This is a genomic window from Streptomyces sp. NPDC040432 (assembly GCF_055595445.1).
Map to the genome: position 1 here is coordinate 348,295 of NZ_JBVIVP010000005.1, position 17,040 is coordinate 365,334.

A 17,040-nucleotide genomic window follows, 5' to 3' on the forward strand; every position below is an offset into this window, starting at 1 on the left:
CGTGCGGTGGACGTCGCGGGTCGCCGGCCCGTCGTTCGGTTCGGGCCGGTCAGGGCGTGGGGTTCCGCGGGGCGGTCAGCGGCAGCGCGGCCCAGATCACCTTGCCGCCCGTGGAGGTGTGCTCGACGTCGCAGACCCCACCGGCCTCCTGCGTCACCTCGCGGACGAGGAGCAGGCCCCGGCCGCCGGTCTGGCCGAAGTCGGCCTCCAGCGCCTTGGGGCGGTACGGGTGGTTGTCCTCGACGGCCACCCGCACCCACTCGCGCCCCACCGCGACCTCGACGGCCACCTCCGGGGAGAGCAGGGCCGCGTGCCGCACGGAGTTCGTCACCAGTTCGGAGACGATCAGCAGCAGGGAGTACACCAGGTCCTGATGGGCCGGCACCCCCTGCCGGCCGAGCAGGTCACGGACCGCGCGGCGGGCCTGCGGAACGGATTCTTCTACCGCCGGCGCGGTGAAGCGCCACACTCCCTCGTAAGCGAGGGGGTCCGCCGGAGCAGGCGCCTCACCTCCCCCGGCTGGCGGGACGTTCCCGCTGTCTGTCATTTTCCGGCCCCCGTCTTCGCGCTCGATCGTCTCCACGCGTCCAGAGTGGGGAACAGCCTGGTCCGGACCGAACCGCTGACCAGAAGTCAGCGTCAATCGGACACTTTTTGACCACTGGCGTATGACAGAGTCAGTTGTTGGACCGTTCCTGATCCGGTTCGGGCGCTCCGCGGACGGCCTCCCGTGTCCCGTCCGCCGCGTCCGACCCGCCCGCCCGCCACCTCGTCCTCCCTGACCAGCCCGCCGATCACGCGCTCCGGGGCGGTCCGCTCCGCGCGCGGAGACGTGCCGCCCTACCGCACCCCGTCCTCCGCACCCCCGGCGTTCCGCACCCCCGGAGCGGACTCCCCGTCGGTCACGGGATCGGCGGGCCCGGATAGCATCCGGCGCATGGACGCAGCCCGGGACGCAGCCCTCTCCCACACCGTGGCCGACGGGGTGGCCACCGTCGTCATCTCGCACCCGGCCAAACGGAACGCCATGACGGCATCGATGTGGCGGGCCCTGCCCGACCTGTTGCCGGGGCTCGCCGCCGATCCGGCCGTACGCGTGCTGGTGCTGACCGGGGCCGGTGCCACGTTCTGCGCGGGCGCCGACATCTCCTCGCTCACCGGCGACGATGACCCCCAGGCCCTGTCGGTGGCGGCGGAGGAGGCCCTCGCCTCCTTCCCGAAGCCGACGGTCGCGGCGATCCGGGGGTACTGCGTGGGCGGCGGGAGCCAGCTCGCGGCGGCCTGCGACCTGCGCTTCGCCGAGCAGGGGGCGTCCTTCGGGGTGACCCCGGCGAAGCTGGGCATCGTCTATCCGGCCTCCTCCACCCGGCGGCTCGCCTCGGTGGTCGGCCCGGCCTGGGCCAAGTACCTTCTGTTCTCCGCCGAGTTGATCGATGCCGAGCAGGCCCTGCGGGCCGGCTTCCTGAACGAGCTGCTGCCCGCCGGTGAACTCGGCAAGCGGGTCGCCGAGTTCACCCGCGTCCTGACCACCCGGTCCTGGCTGACCCAGGCGGCGGCCAAGGAGTTCGTCGACGGCCGCACCGACCGGGACGTCCACTGGGCCGAGCGGGCCGCCGCGAGCGGCGACGCCGCGGAGGGCGTCGCCGCGTTCCTGGAGCGCCGCGCGCCGAGCTTCAGTCGGCCGTCAGGGGATTAGAGCCGCGCAGCCGGGCGACGATCTCGGCCGGCGCCTTGTCCGGGGAGCCGGCATCGTACGGCGGCTGGGGATCGTACTCGCACATCAGCTGGACGGTCTGCGCGTACGTGTCGCCGGCGATCCGGCCCAGCAGACCGAGCCCCATGTCGATGCCGGACGACACGCCGGCGGCGGTGACGTACTTGCCGTCGTAGACCACCCGCTCCCCGGTCGGCTCGGCGCCGAGGGGGGTCAGCCGGTCCAGGTAGAGCCAGTGGCTCGTGGCCCGGCGTCCGTCGAGCAAGCCGGCGGCCCCCAACAGCAGGGAGCCGGTGCAGACGGAGGTGGTCCAGGTGGTGGTGGCGTCGACCCCGCGCAGCCAGTCGAGGACCACCGGGTTCTTCATCTCCACCTCGGGGTGCGGTCCGCCGGGCACGACGACGATGTCGGGCCGGGTCACCTCGCCCAGGGCCCGGTCCGCGACGAGGGCGAGCGAACCGCTGTCGGTCCGCACCGGGCCGGGCCGTTCGGACACGAAGACGGTCTCCGCGCCGTCGAGCCGGCCCAGGGTCTCGAAGGGGCCGATGGCGTCGAGTGCGGTGAAGCGGTCGTAGAGCAGTACGGCGATCTGCATGGCTCCTCCGGAGCTGTGATCGGGCCGACCCGTTCCGGGTCCGGGCTGGGGGCTACGGGCTGGGGGCTGTGGGCTGTGGGCTGTCGGTGACTGCGTGGTGCTCGGTGATCGGGGGGCGTCAGGGGCTCGGGGACCGGTCGTGGGCCTGCGGGCCGAAGCGGCGCCGGTATTCGGCCGGGGGTTGTCCCAGGGCCCTGACGAACGCCCGGCGGAGAGCTTCGGGGGTGCCGTAGCCGCACGCGGGGGATATCTGCGCCACCCCGTCCCGGCCGTCCTCCAGGAGCCGTCGGGCGTGCTCCACCCGGACCCGCTCGACGTAACGCCCCGGCGTCACCCCGGTCTCCGCCCGGAAGGCCCGGGCGAAGTGCCGCGGTGAAAGGGCGGCGCGGGCGGCGAGCGCCTCCACCCCGAGGTCCTCCGCGGGATGCTCGGTGATCCACTGCTGGACGTCCCGCAGCGGCTCCCTGCGGGCCGTCCGCGCGGCGAGCTGAGCACTGAACTGGGCCTGGGTGCCGGGGCGGCGCAGGAACACCACGAGGTGCCGGGCGATGAGCAGGGCGACGTCCAGACCGAAGTCCTCCTCCACGAGCGCGAGTGCGAGGTCGATCCCCGCGGTCACCCCCGCCGAGGTCGCCACGGGGCCGTCGCGGACGAAGATCGGGTCCGGGTCCACCCTCACCGCCGGGTAGTCCCGGGCCATCCGCTCGCACACGTCCCAGTGCGAGGTGACCCGCCTGCCGTCGAGCAGCCCGGCCTCGGCGAGCAGCAGGCCGCCCGAGCACACCGCCACGAGCCGCTCCGCCCCGCCCCCGTACGCGCGGAGCCAGTCGGTGAGCCGGGGCTCGAAGCGCGCCGAGTACTGCCCGCCGGGCACCAGCAGGGTGGTGCCCGGGCCGGGCCGGGCGCTCTCCAGGTCCCCGTCCGGGACCAGGGTCAGTCCGCTGTTCGTCCGGACGGCCTCGCCGCCCGGGGACACCGTGGTGATCGCGTACCCGCCCTCCCCGGGGCACCGGTCGACGCCGCTGAACACCTCGACGGGACCGGTCACGTCCAGGCTCTGGAGCCCGTCGTAGAGGACCACCAGCACGTTTCGCAGCGGCATGCCTCCATGGTGTGACCTCGGGCGGGTGGCCGCAATGACGGGCATCCCACCCATCCGGCCATGCCGTCGACCGTGCGATCCTTCCGGGACGCCCCGCCGCAGGTCCCCCCGGGATCCCGGCCGCCCCCGTCCCGGAGTCCCGCCCTGAACACCGTCCTCGCCGAGTCCCTGTCGGTCGCCGCCCTCCTCGGTGTGCTGGCCTTCGCCGTGCTGCGCCCGCGCGGGCTGCCCGAGGCGGCTGCCGCGGTGCCGGCCGCCGCGCTGCTCGTCGCCCTCGGCGTCGTCTCCCCCGCCGACGCCTGGGGGCAGCTGCGCGAGCTGCTGCCCGTGGTCGGGTTCCTCGCGGTGATCCTCGTCCTCGCCCAGCTGTGCGCCGACGAGGGGCTGTTCCGGGCCGTCGGGGCGACCGTGGCCCGGCGGTCGGCGGGGCGGGAGCCGGGAACGCTGCTGGGCCCGGTGTTCGTGGTGGCCTCGCTGGTCACCGCCGCGCTGAGCCTGGACGCCACCGTCGTGCTGCTGACGCCGGTGGTCCTGGCGACGGCCGCCCACCTCGGGGCGCGACCGCGACCGTACGTCTTCGCCACCGCGCACCTGGCGAACTCGGCCTCGCTACTGCTGCCCGTGTCGAACCTGACCAACCTGCTCGCCTTCGCCGCGAGCGGCCTCTCCTTCACCCGGTTCGCCGCGCTGATGGCCCTGCCGTGGGCGGTGGCGATCGGGGTGGAGTACGTGGTGTTCCGCCGCTTCTTCCGCACCGATCTGAAGTCCCCGCCCGAGCACGCCCCGGACGCCGTGGAGCGGGTGGCGATGCCGCGCTTCGCACTCGCGGTGCTGGTCCTGACGCTGGCCGGCTTCGTCGTGACCTCCTTCGCGGGGGCGAGCCCCGCCTGGGCGGCGCTGGCCGGGGCGGTGGCCCTGGCCGTGCGGGCCCTGCGGCGGCGCGAGACCACGCCGGTCCGACTGGTGAAGGCGGCCGCGCCCGCCTTCTGCGTGTTCGTGCTCGCGCTGGGCGTCGTCGTACGGGCCGTCGTGGACCACGGCCTCGGTGACGGTCTGGAGAGGGTGCTGCCGGCCGGCGACTCGCTGCCCGCGCTGCTCGCCGTGGCCGGTGTGGCCGCCCTCCTCGCCAACCTGATCAACAACCTGCCCGCGGTGCTCGCGCTGCTGCCGCTGGCCGCCCCGGGCGGAGCCGGACCGGTGCTGGCCGTGCTGATCGGGGTCAACATCGGCCCGAACCTCACGTACGCGGGTTCGCTGGCCACGCTGCTGTGGCGGCGGATCCTGCAGGCGCACGGCGAACGCGTCGGGCTCGGGGAGTTCACCCGGCTCGGGCTGCTCACGACCCCCGCGGGCCTGGTCGCGGCCGTCGCGGCCCTGTGGGCGGGGCTCCGACTGATCGGCACCTGAGGCCCCCGCGGGCGCGGATAGGATCGGGGCATCATGACTGCAACCCTCGTCGCCAAGAAGCTCACCGCCGCGCACGGTGAGCGCACGCTCTTCGCCGATCTCGACCTCGTCGTCGCGCCCGGCGACGTCATCGGACTCGTCGGCGTCAACGGCGCCGGGAAGTCGACCCTGCTGCGGCTCCTCGCCGGGTTGGACGCTCCGGAGACCGGTGAGCTGCGGCTCTCCCCGCCCGGCGCCGCCGTCGGGCACCTGCCCCAGGAGCCCGATCGGCGTCCCGGCGAGTCGGTCCGGGACTTCCTCGCCCGCCGTACCGGTGTCGCCGCCGCGCAGGCCGAGCTGGACGCCGCCACCCAGGGGCTCGTGGACGGCACCCCGGGCGCGGACGACGCGTACGCGGACGCCCTCGACCGGTGGCTGAACCTCGGTGGCGCCGACCTCGACGAGCGGGCCGAGGAGGTGGCGGGCGAGCTCGGCCTCGGCGTGGGCCTGGACCTGCCGATGACGGCGCTGTCCGGTGGCCAGGCGGCCCGTGCCGGTCTGGCGTCGCTGCTGCTGTCCCGGTACGACGTGTTCCTGCTGGACGAGCCGACCAACGACCTGGACCTGGCCGGTCTGGAGCGGTTGGAGCAGTTCGTCAAGGGGCTGCGCGCGGGCACCGTCGTGATCAGCCACGACCGCGAGTTCCTCACGCGGACCGTCACCAAGGTCCTCGAACTCGACCTGGCGCAGCAGCAGATCAACCTCTACGGCGGTGGCTACGACTCGTACCTGGAGGAGCGCGAGCGGGCCCGGAGCCACGCCCGCGAGGAGTTCGACGAGTACGCGGGCAAGAAGGCCGCCCTCGAAGGCCGCGCGCAGATGCAGCGCAACTGGATGGACAAGGGCGTGCGCAACGCCCGCCGCAAGTCCTCCGACAACGACAAGATCGGCAAGAACCTGCGCGGCGAGTCCAGCGAGAAGCAGGCCGCGAAGGCGCGCCAGACGCAGCGCGCGATCGAGCGGCTGGACGTCGTCGAGGAGCCCCGCAAGGAGTGGGAGCTGCGGATGGAGATCGCCGCGGCCCCGCGTTCCGGTTCGGTGGTGGCCACCCTGCGCGAGGCGGCCGTGCGGCGCGGGGACTTCGCGTTCGGCCCCGCGAGCCTGCAGATCGACTGGGCGGACCGGGTCGCGATCACCGGGGCCAACGGCGCCGGCAAGTCCACCCTCCTCGCGGTCCTGCTGGGGCGGCTCGCGCCGGACTCCGGCGCCGCGACCCTCGGCTCCGGCGTGCTGGTCGGTGAGGTGGACCAGGCCCGCGGGCTGTTCCTCGGCGACGAGCCGTTGCTGGAGGCGTTCTGCGCGGCGATCCCGGACACCGAGCCGGCGGAGGTACGGACGCTGCTGGCCAAGTTCGGCCTGAAGGCGGCGCACGTCCTGCGGACCGCGGCGACCCTCTCCCCCGGCGAACGCACCCGGGCGGCGCTGGCGCTGCTCCAGGGGCGCGGCGTGAACCTCCTCGTGCTCGACGAGCCGACGAACCACCTCGACCTGCCGGCGATCGAGCAGTTGGAGGCGGCGCTGGACGCCTATGAGGGCACCCTGCTGCTGGTCACGCACGACCGCCGGATGCTGGACGCGGTGCACGTGACCCGCCGTCTGGAGGTCGTCGACGGAAAGGTCACCGAGCTGTAGCGGCGGCGGCCTCACGGGCGCAGCGCTCACGGGCTTCCCGCACCCGTTCGGCTGCCTCCCGGTCGTCGGGCGGCAGCCACGCGGCGAGCAGTTCGCCCACCGAGGCGAGCGTCGTCCAGTACCGGACCGGGTCGCCGCGCTCTCGGACCCGTAGGCGCACGAGGGCGGCGTACGCCTCGGGCAGGCGGCCGGTGTACAGCCGCCGGTGAATGCCGAGGGCCGCCCCGCTCGGCACGCCGCCGAGCGCTCCGAAGGCACGGCCCATGAGTGCGCGGATGTGCTCGCCGGGCTCGTCCAGGGTGACCGGGACGTCGAACGTCCCGGTGAGGTCCAGGAGTTCGGCGAGGTCCAGGAACCCGGCGAAGGAGGACTCCGCTCCGGGGCCGAACCCGGCCCCCGGATCGGCGCCCTCCCCCAGCCTCTTCTCGGCGTCCGTGCGCGGAATGCCGAGCGCCTCGCACACGGCGAGCGCCGCGCCCCGCAGGTCGTGCGTGTCGGCCGCGAGTGCGGCGCACACCTCGGCGGGCGGCGCCCCCGACGCCAGGGCCTCGCGGGCCCGCTCCACGGACCCGCTCACGCGTCGGATCCGACGGGCGGCCGGCGGGTGCGGGCCATCCTGCGGGCCACGAAACCGCGCGGCAGGTGGCGGGCGGCGAGGGCGTACGCCTGGTAGCGGCGGCCCGTGATGCTCACCGGTCGGCGCCGGGCCAGATCGCGCAGGGCCTTGGCGACGACGGCCTCGGGCTCCAGCCAGACGGCGTCGCGCAGCGCGCTGACGTCCATGCCGGCGCGCTCCTGGAACTCGGTGCGGGTGAAGCCCGGCACCACCGCGAGCACGCGCACCCCGTACGGTTCCATGTCGACCCGCAGCGATTCGCTGAAGGCGGTCACCCAGGCCTTGGCGGCCCCGTACGTCCCGGTCGGCAGCAGCGCGGCGACCGAGGCCACGTTGAGCACGGCGCCGCGCCGGCGGGCGCGCAGGCCGGGCAGCAGGGCGTGCGTGAGCCGCAGCGGGACCTTGACGAGGAGGTCGAGCATCCGCTCCTCGTCCTCGACGGGGTTGTACGGGAAGGGCGCCGGCAGCCCGAATCCGGCGTTGTTGACGAGTACGTCGACGGGCCGGCCCGGGTCGGCGAGCCGTTCGGCGACGGCCGCGCACTGCCGCGCGTCCAGCAGGTCGGCGGGCAGGACCTCGCAGGCGGCGCCGAACTCGCCGGCGAGCTCCGCGGCGAGGGACTCCAGCCGGGCCTTGTCTCGGGCGACGAGGATCAGGTCGCACCCCTTGGCGGCGAAGCCGCGCGCGAAGGCCGCACCGAGTCCGGCGCTGGCTCCGGTGATCAATACGGTGGTCAAGACTGCTCCACTTCCTACGGGTTCGGGCTGTCGTGGGTACCGGCGGCCGGGGCCGCGGTGAACGCGGCGGTGCCGGGCGCGTCCCAGGCGTGGGCGACGTCCACCAGGAACCCGGCCTCGCTCTCCAGGTCCCCGCCCTCGGCCGAGGTCCGGATCTCGGCCGGTAGTTCCAGGGATCCGGTGCCCGGCCGGCCGGGCAGTCCGGCGAGCTTCGCCTGCCGGGCCTGTCTCAGTACGCAGGCCAGCGCGGCGGCCGTCCGTCGTTGTTCGGGGATCCCGCTCCCGGCGACGTGGCTGCGCGCGAGCTCGGGCACGCCCCGGTCCACGTACTCGCCGAGCACCAGGATCGCGTCGCGGGTCTCGATGACCTTGCGGTAGACGAGCAGGCCGCGCGGGAGGGGCGGCCACAGCAGTTCCAGCACCCGGCCGGTGCGGGGCGGGGAGAGCACCACGTGCGGGACGGCCTCGACGAGGTCCCGCCACAGCGGCCACAGCCGCCAGGCGGTGGTGACGTCGGCGGTGGTGCGGCGCAGGGTGCACAGGGTCGGCACGAGGATCGCGGCGGCCCGCAGCAGCCCGTGCAGGTTCATCAGCAGCGGCAGGACGGGCATCGCCCAGGTGCTCCCGAACAGGGCCTTCAGCAGGTACGCGAACCAGAACAGCCCGGCGAGGGCGGTGCCGAGGCCGAACAGTCGCAGTCCGGCGGCGAGGGCGCGGCTCTCCGTCCGGCGGGCGTAGCGCAGACAGACGGACACGCAGACGGTGTTGGCGATCAGGTGGGCGGAGATCAGGACGAGCCAGTAGGCGAGGGAGGGCACCGGGTCGCCGGTGGGCGGGATGGTGTGGCTCGCGTGCTCGGGCGCGGCGGCGTCCAGGACGAGGAGGGCGGCCGACCACACCAGTGTTCCGGCCCGGGCGGCGCGTTGGAGGACGCGTCCACCGGTGGCGGCGGCCACGAAGTAGAGCACGGCGCCGGCGGACAGGACTCCGATGAGGTTGCGGACGAGGCCGACGGTGTGCGCGTACCCGGGGTCGCGGCTCATGGCGTGGGCGACGACCTCGGGCAGGTTGAGGGTCATCGCGGCGGCCGCGGTGGCCACCGCGAGCCACAGTCCGCGCTGCTGCGGCGAGCGCAGTGCTCCGGGGGCGCGCAGCAGGACGGCGACCCACAGGCAGGCCACGCTCGGTACGGCGAGCCAGTCCCCGAGGGCGGCGAGGTCAGTCGCCATCGCGCGGACCCCGCTCGTACCCCATGGCGGACTCCAGCCGGGCGAGGGCGCCCCGGGGCGCGCCGGCCGGGCGCGGTCGGCGGGGGCCGGGGACACGGGTGCGGATCATGCTCGCGAGCAGTTCAGCCTCCCGTTCCTGGAGGCTGGTGTAGTTGGTGCGGCCCAGGACCACGGGCGCCGGGCCGTCGGCGTCCTCGCCGTCGAGGGAGTGGTGGCCGAAGAGGATGTGCCCGAGCTCGTGGAGCACGATGTGTTCCCGGTGCAGGGGGGTGGTGCGGGCCTCGTAGAAGACGTGGTCGACGCTCGCGGTTCCCACCCACAGGCCGCACACACCCGATTCGGCCGCCTCGGGGGGCAGCGGGTGCAGTCGGATGGGCCGGCCGCGCTGTTCGGCGACGCGTGCGCACAGTCCGTCGAGTGAAAACGGATGGGGCAGGTCCAGATGGCCGAGAATCAACTCGCACCGTTTGCGGAGGCTGAGATCCCCATGGGGCATGTGGTCCCTCTTCGAACCCTTTCTCGGGCAGCGTCGGTAGGCGTGCGGGGGCATCGGCATAGGGTCCTGTGCCTTGAGGCGGCCTCGGGGGGCGGTCCCGGAGGGGAAGACGGAACACCCGTCCGTACAGGACGAAGGGGTGTTCCACCATCCCTACCGATTCCGCTCGGGGCTTGGCAAGGCGCACCCCCGACCGGGGTGCCTATCCGGCCATTCCCGGCAGCCGGGCCGCGGCGGCGTCACGGCCGCCCGGGGCACCGGTCGGGGCCGCCGGCGGCGGCCGTCAGCTCCGCTTGCCGCGGCCGTCGGGGCCGGTGAGACCGGCCTTGCGCAGGGCGTCGGCCATGGCACTGTTGGCCGGTGCCGGGGCGTTGCCGCGCCGGTTCCCCTGCCCGCCGCCGGAGCCGCCGCCCTGCCGCTGTCCCGTTCCGCCGCGCTGCCCCTGGCCGCCCTGACCCTGGCCGCCCCGGCGGTCCTGACCGGTGCCTGCCCGGCCGCCGTTGCCCTGGTCGGCCGTGCCGCGCTGCTGCGGGGGTCGGCCGCCGCCCCGGCGTTCCTCGCGCTGCCTCGGCGCGCCGGCGCCGCGCTCGGCACCGGCCTCGTCCTCCAGGCGCAGGGTCAGTGCGATCCGCTTGCGCGGGATGTCCACGTCCATGACCTTCACGCGGACGATGTCACCCGGCTTGACCACGTCCCGCGGGTCCTTCACGAAGGTCTTCGAGAGGGCCGAGACGTGGGCCAGGCCGTCCTGGTGGACGCCGATGTCGATGAAGGCGCCGAAGGCGGCCACGTTCGTGACGACGCCCTCCAGGATCATGCCGGGGGCCAGGTCGCCGATCTTCTCGACGCCTTCCTTGAAGGTGGCCGTCTTGAAGGCCGGGCGCGGGTCGCGGCCCGGCTTCTCCAGCTCGCGCAGGATGTCCCCGACCGTCGGCAGGCCGAAGGCCGCGGTCACGAACTCCTCCGGCCGCAGGGAGCGCAGGACGGCGGTGTTGCCGATCAGCGCGGCCACGTCACCGCCGGCGGTCTTCCCCATCGCCCGGACCACCGGGTACGTCTCGGGGTGCACGGCCGAGGCGTCGAGCGGGTCGTCCCCGTCGCGGATCCGCAGGAAGCCGGCGCACTGCTCGTACGCCTTCGGTCCGAGGCGGGCCACGTCCTTGAGGCCCTTGCGGCTGCGGAAGGGGCCGTTGGCGTCGCGGTGGGCGACGATGTTCTCGGCGAGGGTGCCGCTGATGCCCGACACCCTGGAGAGCAACGGCGTGGAGGCGGTGTTGACGTCCACTCCGACGCCGTTCACACAGTCCTCGACGACCGCGTCGAGGGAGCGGGAGAGCTTCACCTCGGACAGGTCGTGCTGGTACTGGCCCACACCGATCGACTTGGGGTCGATCTTGACGAGCTCGGCCAGCGGGTCCTGGAGCCGACGGGCGATGGAGACGGCGCCTCGCAACGACACGTCCATACCGGGGAGTTCCTGCGAGGCGAAGGCCGAGGCCGAGTACACGGAGGCGCCCGCCTCCGAGACCATCACCTTGGTCAGGCCCAGCTCGGGGTGGCGGGCGATGAGGTCGCCGGCGAGCTTGTCGGTCTCGCGGGAGGCCGTGCCGTTGCCGATGGCGACGAGCTCGACCGCGTGCTCCTTCGCGAGGCGGGCCAGCTTGGCCAGGGACTCGTCCCACCGGTTGGCGGGCACGTGCGGGTGGATGACGTCCGTCGCGACGACCTTGCCGGTCGCGTCGACGACGGCCACCTTGACGCCCGTGCGGAAGCCGGGGTCGAGGCCGAGCGTGGCACGGGTGCCGGCGGGGGCGGCGAGCAGCAGGTCGCGCAGGTTCGCCGCGAAGACACGTACGGCCTCGTCCTCGGCGGCGGCGCGCAGCCGGGACCGCAGGTCGATGCCCAGGTGCACCTGGACCTTGGTGCGCCAGGCCCAGCGGACGGTGTCGGCCAGCCACTTGTCGCCGGGGCGACCGCGATCCGCGACCCCGAAGCGGCGGGAGATCATTCCCTCGTACGTGGAGGGCCCGGGCACCTCGGACGGCTCCTCCGGCTCCAGGTCCAGGGCGAGGACGTCCTCCTTCTCGCCGCGCAGCATCGCGAGCACGCGGTGCGAGGGAAGCGCGGTGAACGGCTCGGCGAAGTCGAAGTAGTCGGCGAACTTGGCGCCGGCCTCCTCCTTGCCCTCGCGGACCTTCGAGGCGAGCCGGCCGCGGCCCCACATGCGTTCGCGGAGTTCGCCGATCAGGTCGGCGTCCTCGGCGAACTTCTCGGTGAGGACGGCGCGGGCACCCTCCAGCGCGGCGGCCGGATCGGCTACGCCCTTGTCCACGTCGACGAACGCGGCCGCGGCGGCGGCGGGCTCGACCGAGGGATCGGCCAGCAGGCTCTCGGCGAGCGGCTCCAGGCCTGCCTCACGGGCGATCTGGGCCTTGGTGCGGCGCTTGGGCTTGAACGGGAGGTAGATGTCCTCCAGTCGGGCCTTGGTGTCGGCCGCGTTGATCCGGGCCTCCAGGGCTTCGTCGAGCCTGCCCTGTTCCCGTACGGATTCGAGGATGGCCGCGCGCCGGTCCTCCAGCTCGCGCAGGTACCGCAGCCGCTCCTCCAGGGTGCGCAGCTGGGCGTCGTCGAGCTCCTCGGTCGCCTCCTTGCGGTAGCGCGCGATGAACGGGACGGTGGAACCGCCGTCGAGCAGCTCGACGGCGGCCTTGACCTGCCGTTCCCGTACGCCGAGCTCCTCGGCGATCCTGCCTTCGATGGACATCGTCACTGTGCGGTCCCGCCTGCCTTCGTTTGCGTGGAAGGCTGCCAATTGTGGCAGGTGACCGCGGCGGACGGCGGGAACCCCTCGGGCCCTGCCCGCCCGGAGGTGTCGCGGCCCGGGCGGATCCGTCCCGCGGTCCGTTCCGCCGCGTCCCGCGCCCGCAGCTTTCCGGCCTTTCTCGTACGGGTGGTGCGGGACGGGCCGAGGGGTGCGCGCGGGGCGCCCGGCGCCCGCGCACGGGACTCCGTACCCGGTGCGCCGGGCCCGCCGGGCCCGTGCGGGCGCCCGTGCCCACGCCACCGGGGGCGCGCTCACCGACCGGCGCGTCCGCTCAGCGGGGTGTGACGGCCGAATGGCGATCGTGTGACAGCAGGGGCCATGGACATGACGTGGCACGGCGCGGGTGAATACGGTCGACCGACGAGACCTTGAACCGATCTGTCTCCCCTACCACTTGGAGCTCTTCGTGCACCGCAAAGTCATCGCCCCGAGCGTCCTGGCCGCCTCCCTCCTGCTGGTGATCCCGGCGTCGGCGGCCAGTGCGGGTCCGGGCGCCCCGGGTATCGGCGATCCCTACTACCCGGCCAGCGGGAACGGCGGCTACGACGTCTCCCACTACGACCTGCGCCTGCAGTACCAGCCGAAGACGGACCTGCTGGAGGGCACCGCCACCCTGCTGACCACCGCCAAGCAGGACCTGTCCCGGTTCAACCTCGACTTCGGCCTCAAGGTGAGCGAGGTCCGGGTCAACGGGGTGAAGGCGAAGTTCGCCGCGACCGGCACCCAGGAGTTGGAGGTGACCCCCGCGCAGCCGCTGCCGAAGGGCAAGCAGTCCTCGGTCGTCGTCAAGTACGCGGGCAAGCCGTCGGAGTTCAAGGTCGACGGCTGGACGGCCTGGCAGCGCACCCCGGACGGCGGCGTGGCGGCGCAGGAGCCGGACTCGGCGATCTGGTGGTTCCCGAGCAACGACCACCCGCTGGACAAGGCCACCTTCGACGTCTCCGTCAACGTCCCGGACGGCACCCAGGCGATCAGCAACGGCGTGCTCCAGTCGCAGAGCTCGAAGCTCGGCTGGACCCGCTTCAACTGGCGCTCCAACAAGCCGCAGGCCACGTACCTGGCCACCCTGGCCATCGGCAAGTTCGACATCACCACGGACAGGACGGCGAGCGGCCTGCCGATCCTCAACGCCTACAGCAAGGACCTCGGCGACAACGCGGGCGCCGCGCGCGCCAGCGTGGAGCGGACCGGTGAGGTCGCGGAGTGGCTGGAGGGGATCTTCGGCCCGTACCCGTTCAACGCGCTGGGCGGCTACGTCCCCAACGTGAACGCGGGCTACGCGCTGGAGACCCAGACCCGGCCGTTCTACGGGCCCCGCCAGTTCCAGAACGGGGCGAACGTCTCCGTGGTCGTCCACGAGATCGCCCACCAGTGGTACGGGGACAGCGTCTCCGTCGACAACTGGAAGGACATCTGGGTCAACGAGGGCTTCGCCCGCTACAGCCAGTGGCTGTGGTCGGAGAAGGAGGGCGAGGGCACCGCGCAGGAGCTCGCCGACTGGACGTACGCCTCCCGTCCCGCCGAGGACCCGTTCTGGCAGGTCAAGCCGGGTGACCCGGGTGCGGAGAACCAGTTCCACGGCGCCGTGTACGACCGGGGGGCCATTGCGCTCCAGGCGCTTCGGAACGAGATCGGCGACGAGAAGTTCTTCCGGATCCTCAAGGGCTGGCCGACCGAGCGGGCCCACGGCAACGCCAAGGTCGGCGACTTCGTCCGCTACGCGGAGAAGGTCTCCAACAAGCCCCTGGCGCAGCTGTTCGAGACCTGGCTGTACACCCCGGGCAAGCCGGCCTTCGCCCCGCCGGCCGCCAAGGCCGGGGCCCGCTCCCTCCAGGCCCCGGCCGGGCCGACCGTCGAGCCGAAGTCCTGGAAGAAGATCGCCGCGACGAACACGGTCCACGACCACGGCCAGGAGCAGGGCCACAAGCACGGCCACTGATCGCTCCGGCCGCTGCCCCGTGTGCGCCGGCGCCCCTCAGCGGGCGCCGGCGCGCCGGCGTGCCCGTGCGGCGCGGGCGATCGGCAGATAGCGCAGGCGCTCGGGCAGCAGCGGCACGAGGAGCCGCACGGCGGTGCTGAACCGCCGGAGCCTGCGTTCCTGGGCGGGGGTCCACCGCAGGCCGATGGCGTCCCGCGCCTCGGGCGGCATGTAGCCGACGCTGACGAAGGCCCGCAGGTGCAGGAACGCCTTGCGCAGCAGCGGCCACGTGAGCCGCAGCAGCAGCCGGACCGGCGCCGACCCGACCTCGGGCCGGGGCAGGGCCACGTCGGTGGCGACCAGTTCCCGCGCCACCGCGGTCGGCTCGATCTCCTGCGCCAGCATCCGGCGGTAGTAGACCCAGTACTCCTCGATGCTCTGCGGCATGTCCCGGTCGTGGATGCCGAGGATCCGGCCGACCTGGAGCCACTCCCGGTACAGCTGCCGCTCCTGGGCGGGGGTGAAGCGGCGCAGCAGGTAGCGCCCCGCGTGGAGGTAGACGGGGAAGCCGGTGGCGTGGACCCAGGAGTAGCAGGCCGGGTCGAGCGAGTGGTAGCGGCGGCCCCGGGTGTCGATCCCCTGGATCTCCTTGTGCAGGCGGCGCACCCGACGCCCCTCCTCGGCGGCTCCGGCGCCGCCGTACACCCACAGCTGGACGGAGCGCAGCGAGCGTTCCCCGCGCCCCCAGGGGTCGGTGCGGAAGACGGAGTACGCGTCGACTCCGGCCCCGATGGCGGGGTGGGCGACCTGCATGGTGAAGGCGGCGGGCAGCATCAGCAGGGCGCGGACGTCCCCGGCGATGGTCCACAGCACCCCACCGGGGGCGGGGGGCTCGGGGTCGGGGCGGGGCCCGGCCGGTGGTGCGTGGTGCGGCGTCTCCATGACACAAGTATGCGAGCCCCGAACGGTCTCGCTCCGGACAGAAAGTCGATGCACGGGTGTTACCCAGAGGTAACTGGTGCTGCTTGTATGACGGCGTCGATCTTCCCCGCACTTCCCCCGCAGGAATGATGGAGACCCTCATGCTGCACACCTCGCCCCGCTCGCGCCGCGCCGCCGCCACGGCCGTCGCGGCGGTCGCCGTCGGCGCCCTGACCGTCACCACCGCGCCGGCCGCGACCGCCGCGGAGGGCGCCGCGGCCCCGCGGCTCAGCGTCCTGTCGTACAACGTGTTCCTGATGAGCAAGAACCTGTACCCGAACTGGGGTCAGGACCACCGGGCCGCCGAGATCCCCAAGGCCTCCTTCTACCAGGGGCACGACGTGGTCGTGCTCCAGGAGGCCTTCGACAACTCCGCGTCGGACGCGCTGAAGGCCAACTCGGCCGCCAAGTACCCTTACCAGACGCCCGTCGTGGGTCGCAGCAAGAGCGGCTGGGACGCCACCGGCGGCGCCTACTCGGCGACGACGCCGGAGGACGGCGGCGTCACCGTCCTGAGCAAGTGGCCGATCGTCCGCAAGGAGCAGGTGGTCTACAAGGACGCCTGCGGCGCCGACTGGTGGTCCAACAAGGGCTTCGCCTACGTCGTGCTGAACGTGAACGGCGCCAAGGTGCACGTGGTCGGCACGCACGCCCAGTCCACCGACCCGGGTTGCGGCGCGGGCGAGGCGGCGCAGATGCGCAGCCGCCAGTTCAAGGCGATCGACGCCTTCCTCGACGCGAAGAACATCCCGGCGGCCGAACAGGTCATCGTCGCGGGCGACATGAACGTCGACTCGCGGACCCCGGAGTACGCCTCCATGCTGGCCGACGCCGACCTGGCCGGCGCGGACACCCGCACGGGGCACACGTACTCCTTCGACACGGCGCTCAACTCGATCGCGCGGTACCGCTACCCGACGGACCCGCGCGAGGACCTGGACCACGTCCTCCACCGCAAGGGCAACGCCCGCCCGGCGGGCTGGGAGAACAACGTCGTCAAGGAGCAGTCGACGCCGTGGACGGTCTCCAGCTGGGGCACCTCCTACACGTACGACAACCTTTCCGACCACTACCCGGTCATCGGCCGCTGACCACCCCGCCCCCGTACGGGGGCGGGCACCGCGTCGCCCCCACGGCGCCCCCTTCTCGACGGGGTGGGGCGCTTTCGTGCGTTCCGGGCCCGGCCGGCTATCCGCGATGCTCCTCAATGGCATCCAGCGCAACGGCCCACGGGAAGGACTTCTTCTCGCCGGGAGCGTTCGGCTCGAACCCATCGGGGCCGAATAGCACTTGAACTCCTGCCTCACGCAGCGTCTTCAGCGACGGTTCAAACTGCGGGTGCTGGGCGTACGCACTGTTCACGCACGGCATGGCCGTGAGCGGGATCCTCTTGCCAATCGCTTCGGCGACGAACCCCACGAGCCACGTCCCCGTGATGCCGAGAGCCCACGAGTTAATGGTGTTCATCGTGGCCGGAGCGACGAGTACCGCGTCGGCCGGCGGCCACACGTCCGGGTGACCGGGCCGCTTGTACCGCGAGCGGACCGGGCGCCCGGTCAACGTCGCCAACGCGTCGATGTCGTCCTCCAGCCACTCGGCGGCAGCCGGTGTCAGCCCAAGGCAGACGTCCCAGCCGCGGGCCTGCGCCTCCTCGACCACTTCGGCGATGCCGAAGACGGGCGGGGCCGCCGAGCAGAGCAGGTACAAGGTCCTCGTCGTCATGCGCCCGACCCTACGCAACCGCTTCCGA

15 protein-coding genes are annotated in these 17,040 nt (G+C 73.3%); 5 read left to right on the top strand and 10 right to left on the bottom strand.

Annotated features, from left to right (window positions below; genetic code table 11):
• Positions 1-49 precede the first annotated feature (49 nt).
• A complete protein-coding gene (locus tag ACZ58N_RS14615) occupies positions 50-547 on the bottom strand; it encodes an ATP-binding protein (RefSeq protein WP_471158962.1) in 498 nt (165 codons plus the stop codon).
• Between the two features lie 390 nt (positions 548-937).
• On the opposite strand from ACZ58N_RS14615, the gene ACZ58N_RS14620 reads away from it, so the two are divergent.
• Positions 938-1,696: an enoyl-CoA hydratase/isomerase family protein gene (locus tag ACZ58N_RS14620; protein ID WP_471158964.1), complete on the top strand. Its 759-nt coding sequence runs from the start codon at positions 938-940 to the stop codon at positions 1,694-1,696.
• Here ACZ58N_RS14620 and ACZ58N_RS14625 read toward each other — a convergent pair.
• The gene (locus tag ACZ58N_RS14625; protein ID WP_471158966.1) at positions 1,674-2,309 is read right to left on the bottom strand and encodes a DJ-1/PfpI family protein; all 636 of its coding nucleotides are present in this window, start codon (positions 2,307-2,309) and stop codon (positions 1,674-1,676) included. The two genes, ACZ58N_RS14620 and ACZ58N_RS14625, sit on opposite strands and share 23 nt — an antisense overlap.
• Positions 2,310-2,427: 118 nt before the next feature.
• Positions 2,428-3,411 (bottom strand): GlxA family transcriptional regulator, encoded by a 984-nt coding sequence (locus ACZ58N_RS14630; protein ID WP_471158968.1) that lies wholly within the window; start codon positions 3,409-3,411, stop codon positions 2,428-2,430.
• A gap of 60 nt (positions 3,412-3,471) precedes the next feature.
• On the opposite strand from ACZ58N_RS14630, the gene ACZ58N_RS14635 reads away from it, so the two are divergent.
• Entirely contained in the window at positions 3,472-4,818 is a 1,347-nt protein-coding gene (locus tag ACZ58N_RS14635; protein ID WP_471158970.1) for an SLC13 family permease, read from the top strand.
• A 33-nt stretch (positions 4,819-4,851) separates the two neighbouring features.
• Positions 4,852-6,489 (top strand): ABC-F family ATP-binding cassette domain-containing protein, encoded by a 1,638-nt coding sequence (locus ACZ58N_RS14640; protein WP_471158972.1) that lies wholly within the window; start codon positions 4,852-4,854, stop codon positions 6,487-6,489.
• Here the strand turns inward: ACZ58N_RS14640 and ACZ58N_RS14645 are convergent.
• The 5 genes from ACZ58N_RS14645 to ACZ58N_RS14665 form a co-directional block, all read right to left on the bottom strand.
• Complete coding sequence (locus tag ACZ58N_RS14645) at positions 6,476-7,066, bottom strand: hypothetical protein (protein ID WP_471158974.1); 591 nt, start codon at positions 7,064-7,066, stop codon at positions 6,476-6,478. The genes ACZ58N_RS14640 and ACZ58N_RS14645 overlap by 14 nt on opposite strands.
• A complete protein-coding gene (locus ACZ58N_RS14650; RefSeq protein ID WP_471158976.1) occupies positions 7,063-7,842 on the bottom strand; it encodes an SDR family NAD(P)-dependent oxidoreductase in 780 nt (259 codons plus the stop codon). The genes ACZ58N_RS14645 and ACZ58N_RS14650 overlap by 4 nt, the downstream gene beginning before the upstream one ends.
• 14 nt (positions 7,843-7,856) lie before the next feature.
• Positions 7,857-9,071 (bottom strand): MAB_1171c family putative transporter, encoded by a 1,215-nt coding sequence (locus ACZ58N_RS14655; protein ID WP_471158978.1) that lies wholly within the window; start codon positions 9,069-9,071, stop codon positions 7,857-7,859.
• Positions 9,061-9,567: a M78 family metallopeptidase domain-containing protein gene (locus tag ACZ58N_RS14660; protein WP_471158980.1), complete on the bottom strand. Its 507-nt coding sequence runs from the start codon at positions 9,565-9,567 to the stop codon at positions 9,061-9,063. Before ACZ58N_RS14660 ends, ACZ58N_RS14655 begins: the two co-directional genes overlap by 11 nt.
• 283 nt (positions 9,568-9,850) lie before the next feature.
• Positions 9,851-12,337, bottom strand: coding sequence for a Tex family protein (locus ACZ58N_RS14665; protein ID WP_471158982.1), 2,487 nt, complete (start codon positions 12,335-12,337; stop codon positions 9,851-9,853).
• Between the two features lie 460 nt (positions 12,338-12,797).
• On the opposite strand from ACZ58N_RS14665, the gene ACZ58N_RS14670 reads away from it, so the two are divergent.
• Positions 12,798-14,330 (top strand): M1 family metallopeptidase, encoded by a 1,533-nt coding sequence (locus ACZ58N_RS14670; protein ID WP_471158984.1) that lies wholly within the window; start codon positions 12,798-12,800, stop codon positions 14,328-14,330.
• 36 nt (positions 14,331-14,366) lie between these two features.
• Here the strand turns inward: ACZ58N_RS14670 and ACZ58N_RS14675 are convergent, their stop codons facing one another.
• Positions 14,367-15,251, bottom strand: a complete 885-nt coding sequence (locus ACZ58N_RS14675; RefSeq protein WP_471158986.1) for an oxygenase MpaB family protein — start codon at positions 15,249-15,251, stop codon at positions 14,367-14,369.
• 140 nt (positions 15,252-15,391) lie between these two features.
• Here ACZ58N_RS14675 and sph point away from each other — a divergent pair, with 140 nt between their 5' ends.
• Positions 15,392-16,381, top strand: a complete 990-nt coding sequence (gene sph, locus ACZ58N_RS14680; protein ID WP_471158988.1) for a sphingomyelin phosphodiesterase — start codon at positions 15,392-15,394, stop codon at positions 16,379-16,381.
• A gap of 97 nt (positions 16,382-16,478) precedes the next feature.
• On the opposite strand, the gene ACZ58N_RS14685 is transcribed toward sph, so the two are convergent.
• Entirely contained in the window at positions 16,479-17,012 is a 534-nt protein-coding gene (locus ACZ58N_RS14685) for a flavoprotein (protein ID WP_471158990.1), read from the bottom strand.
• Positions 17,013-17,040: the final 28 nt, after the last annotated feature.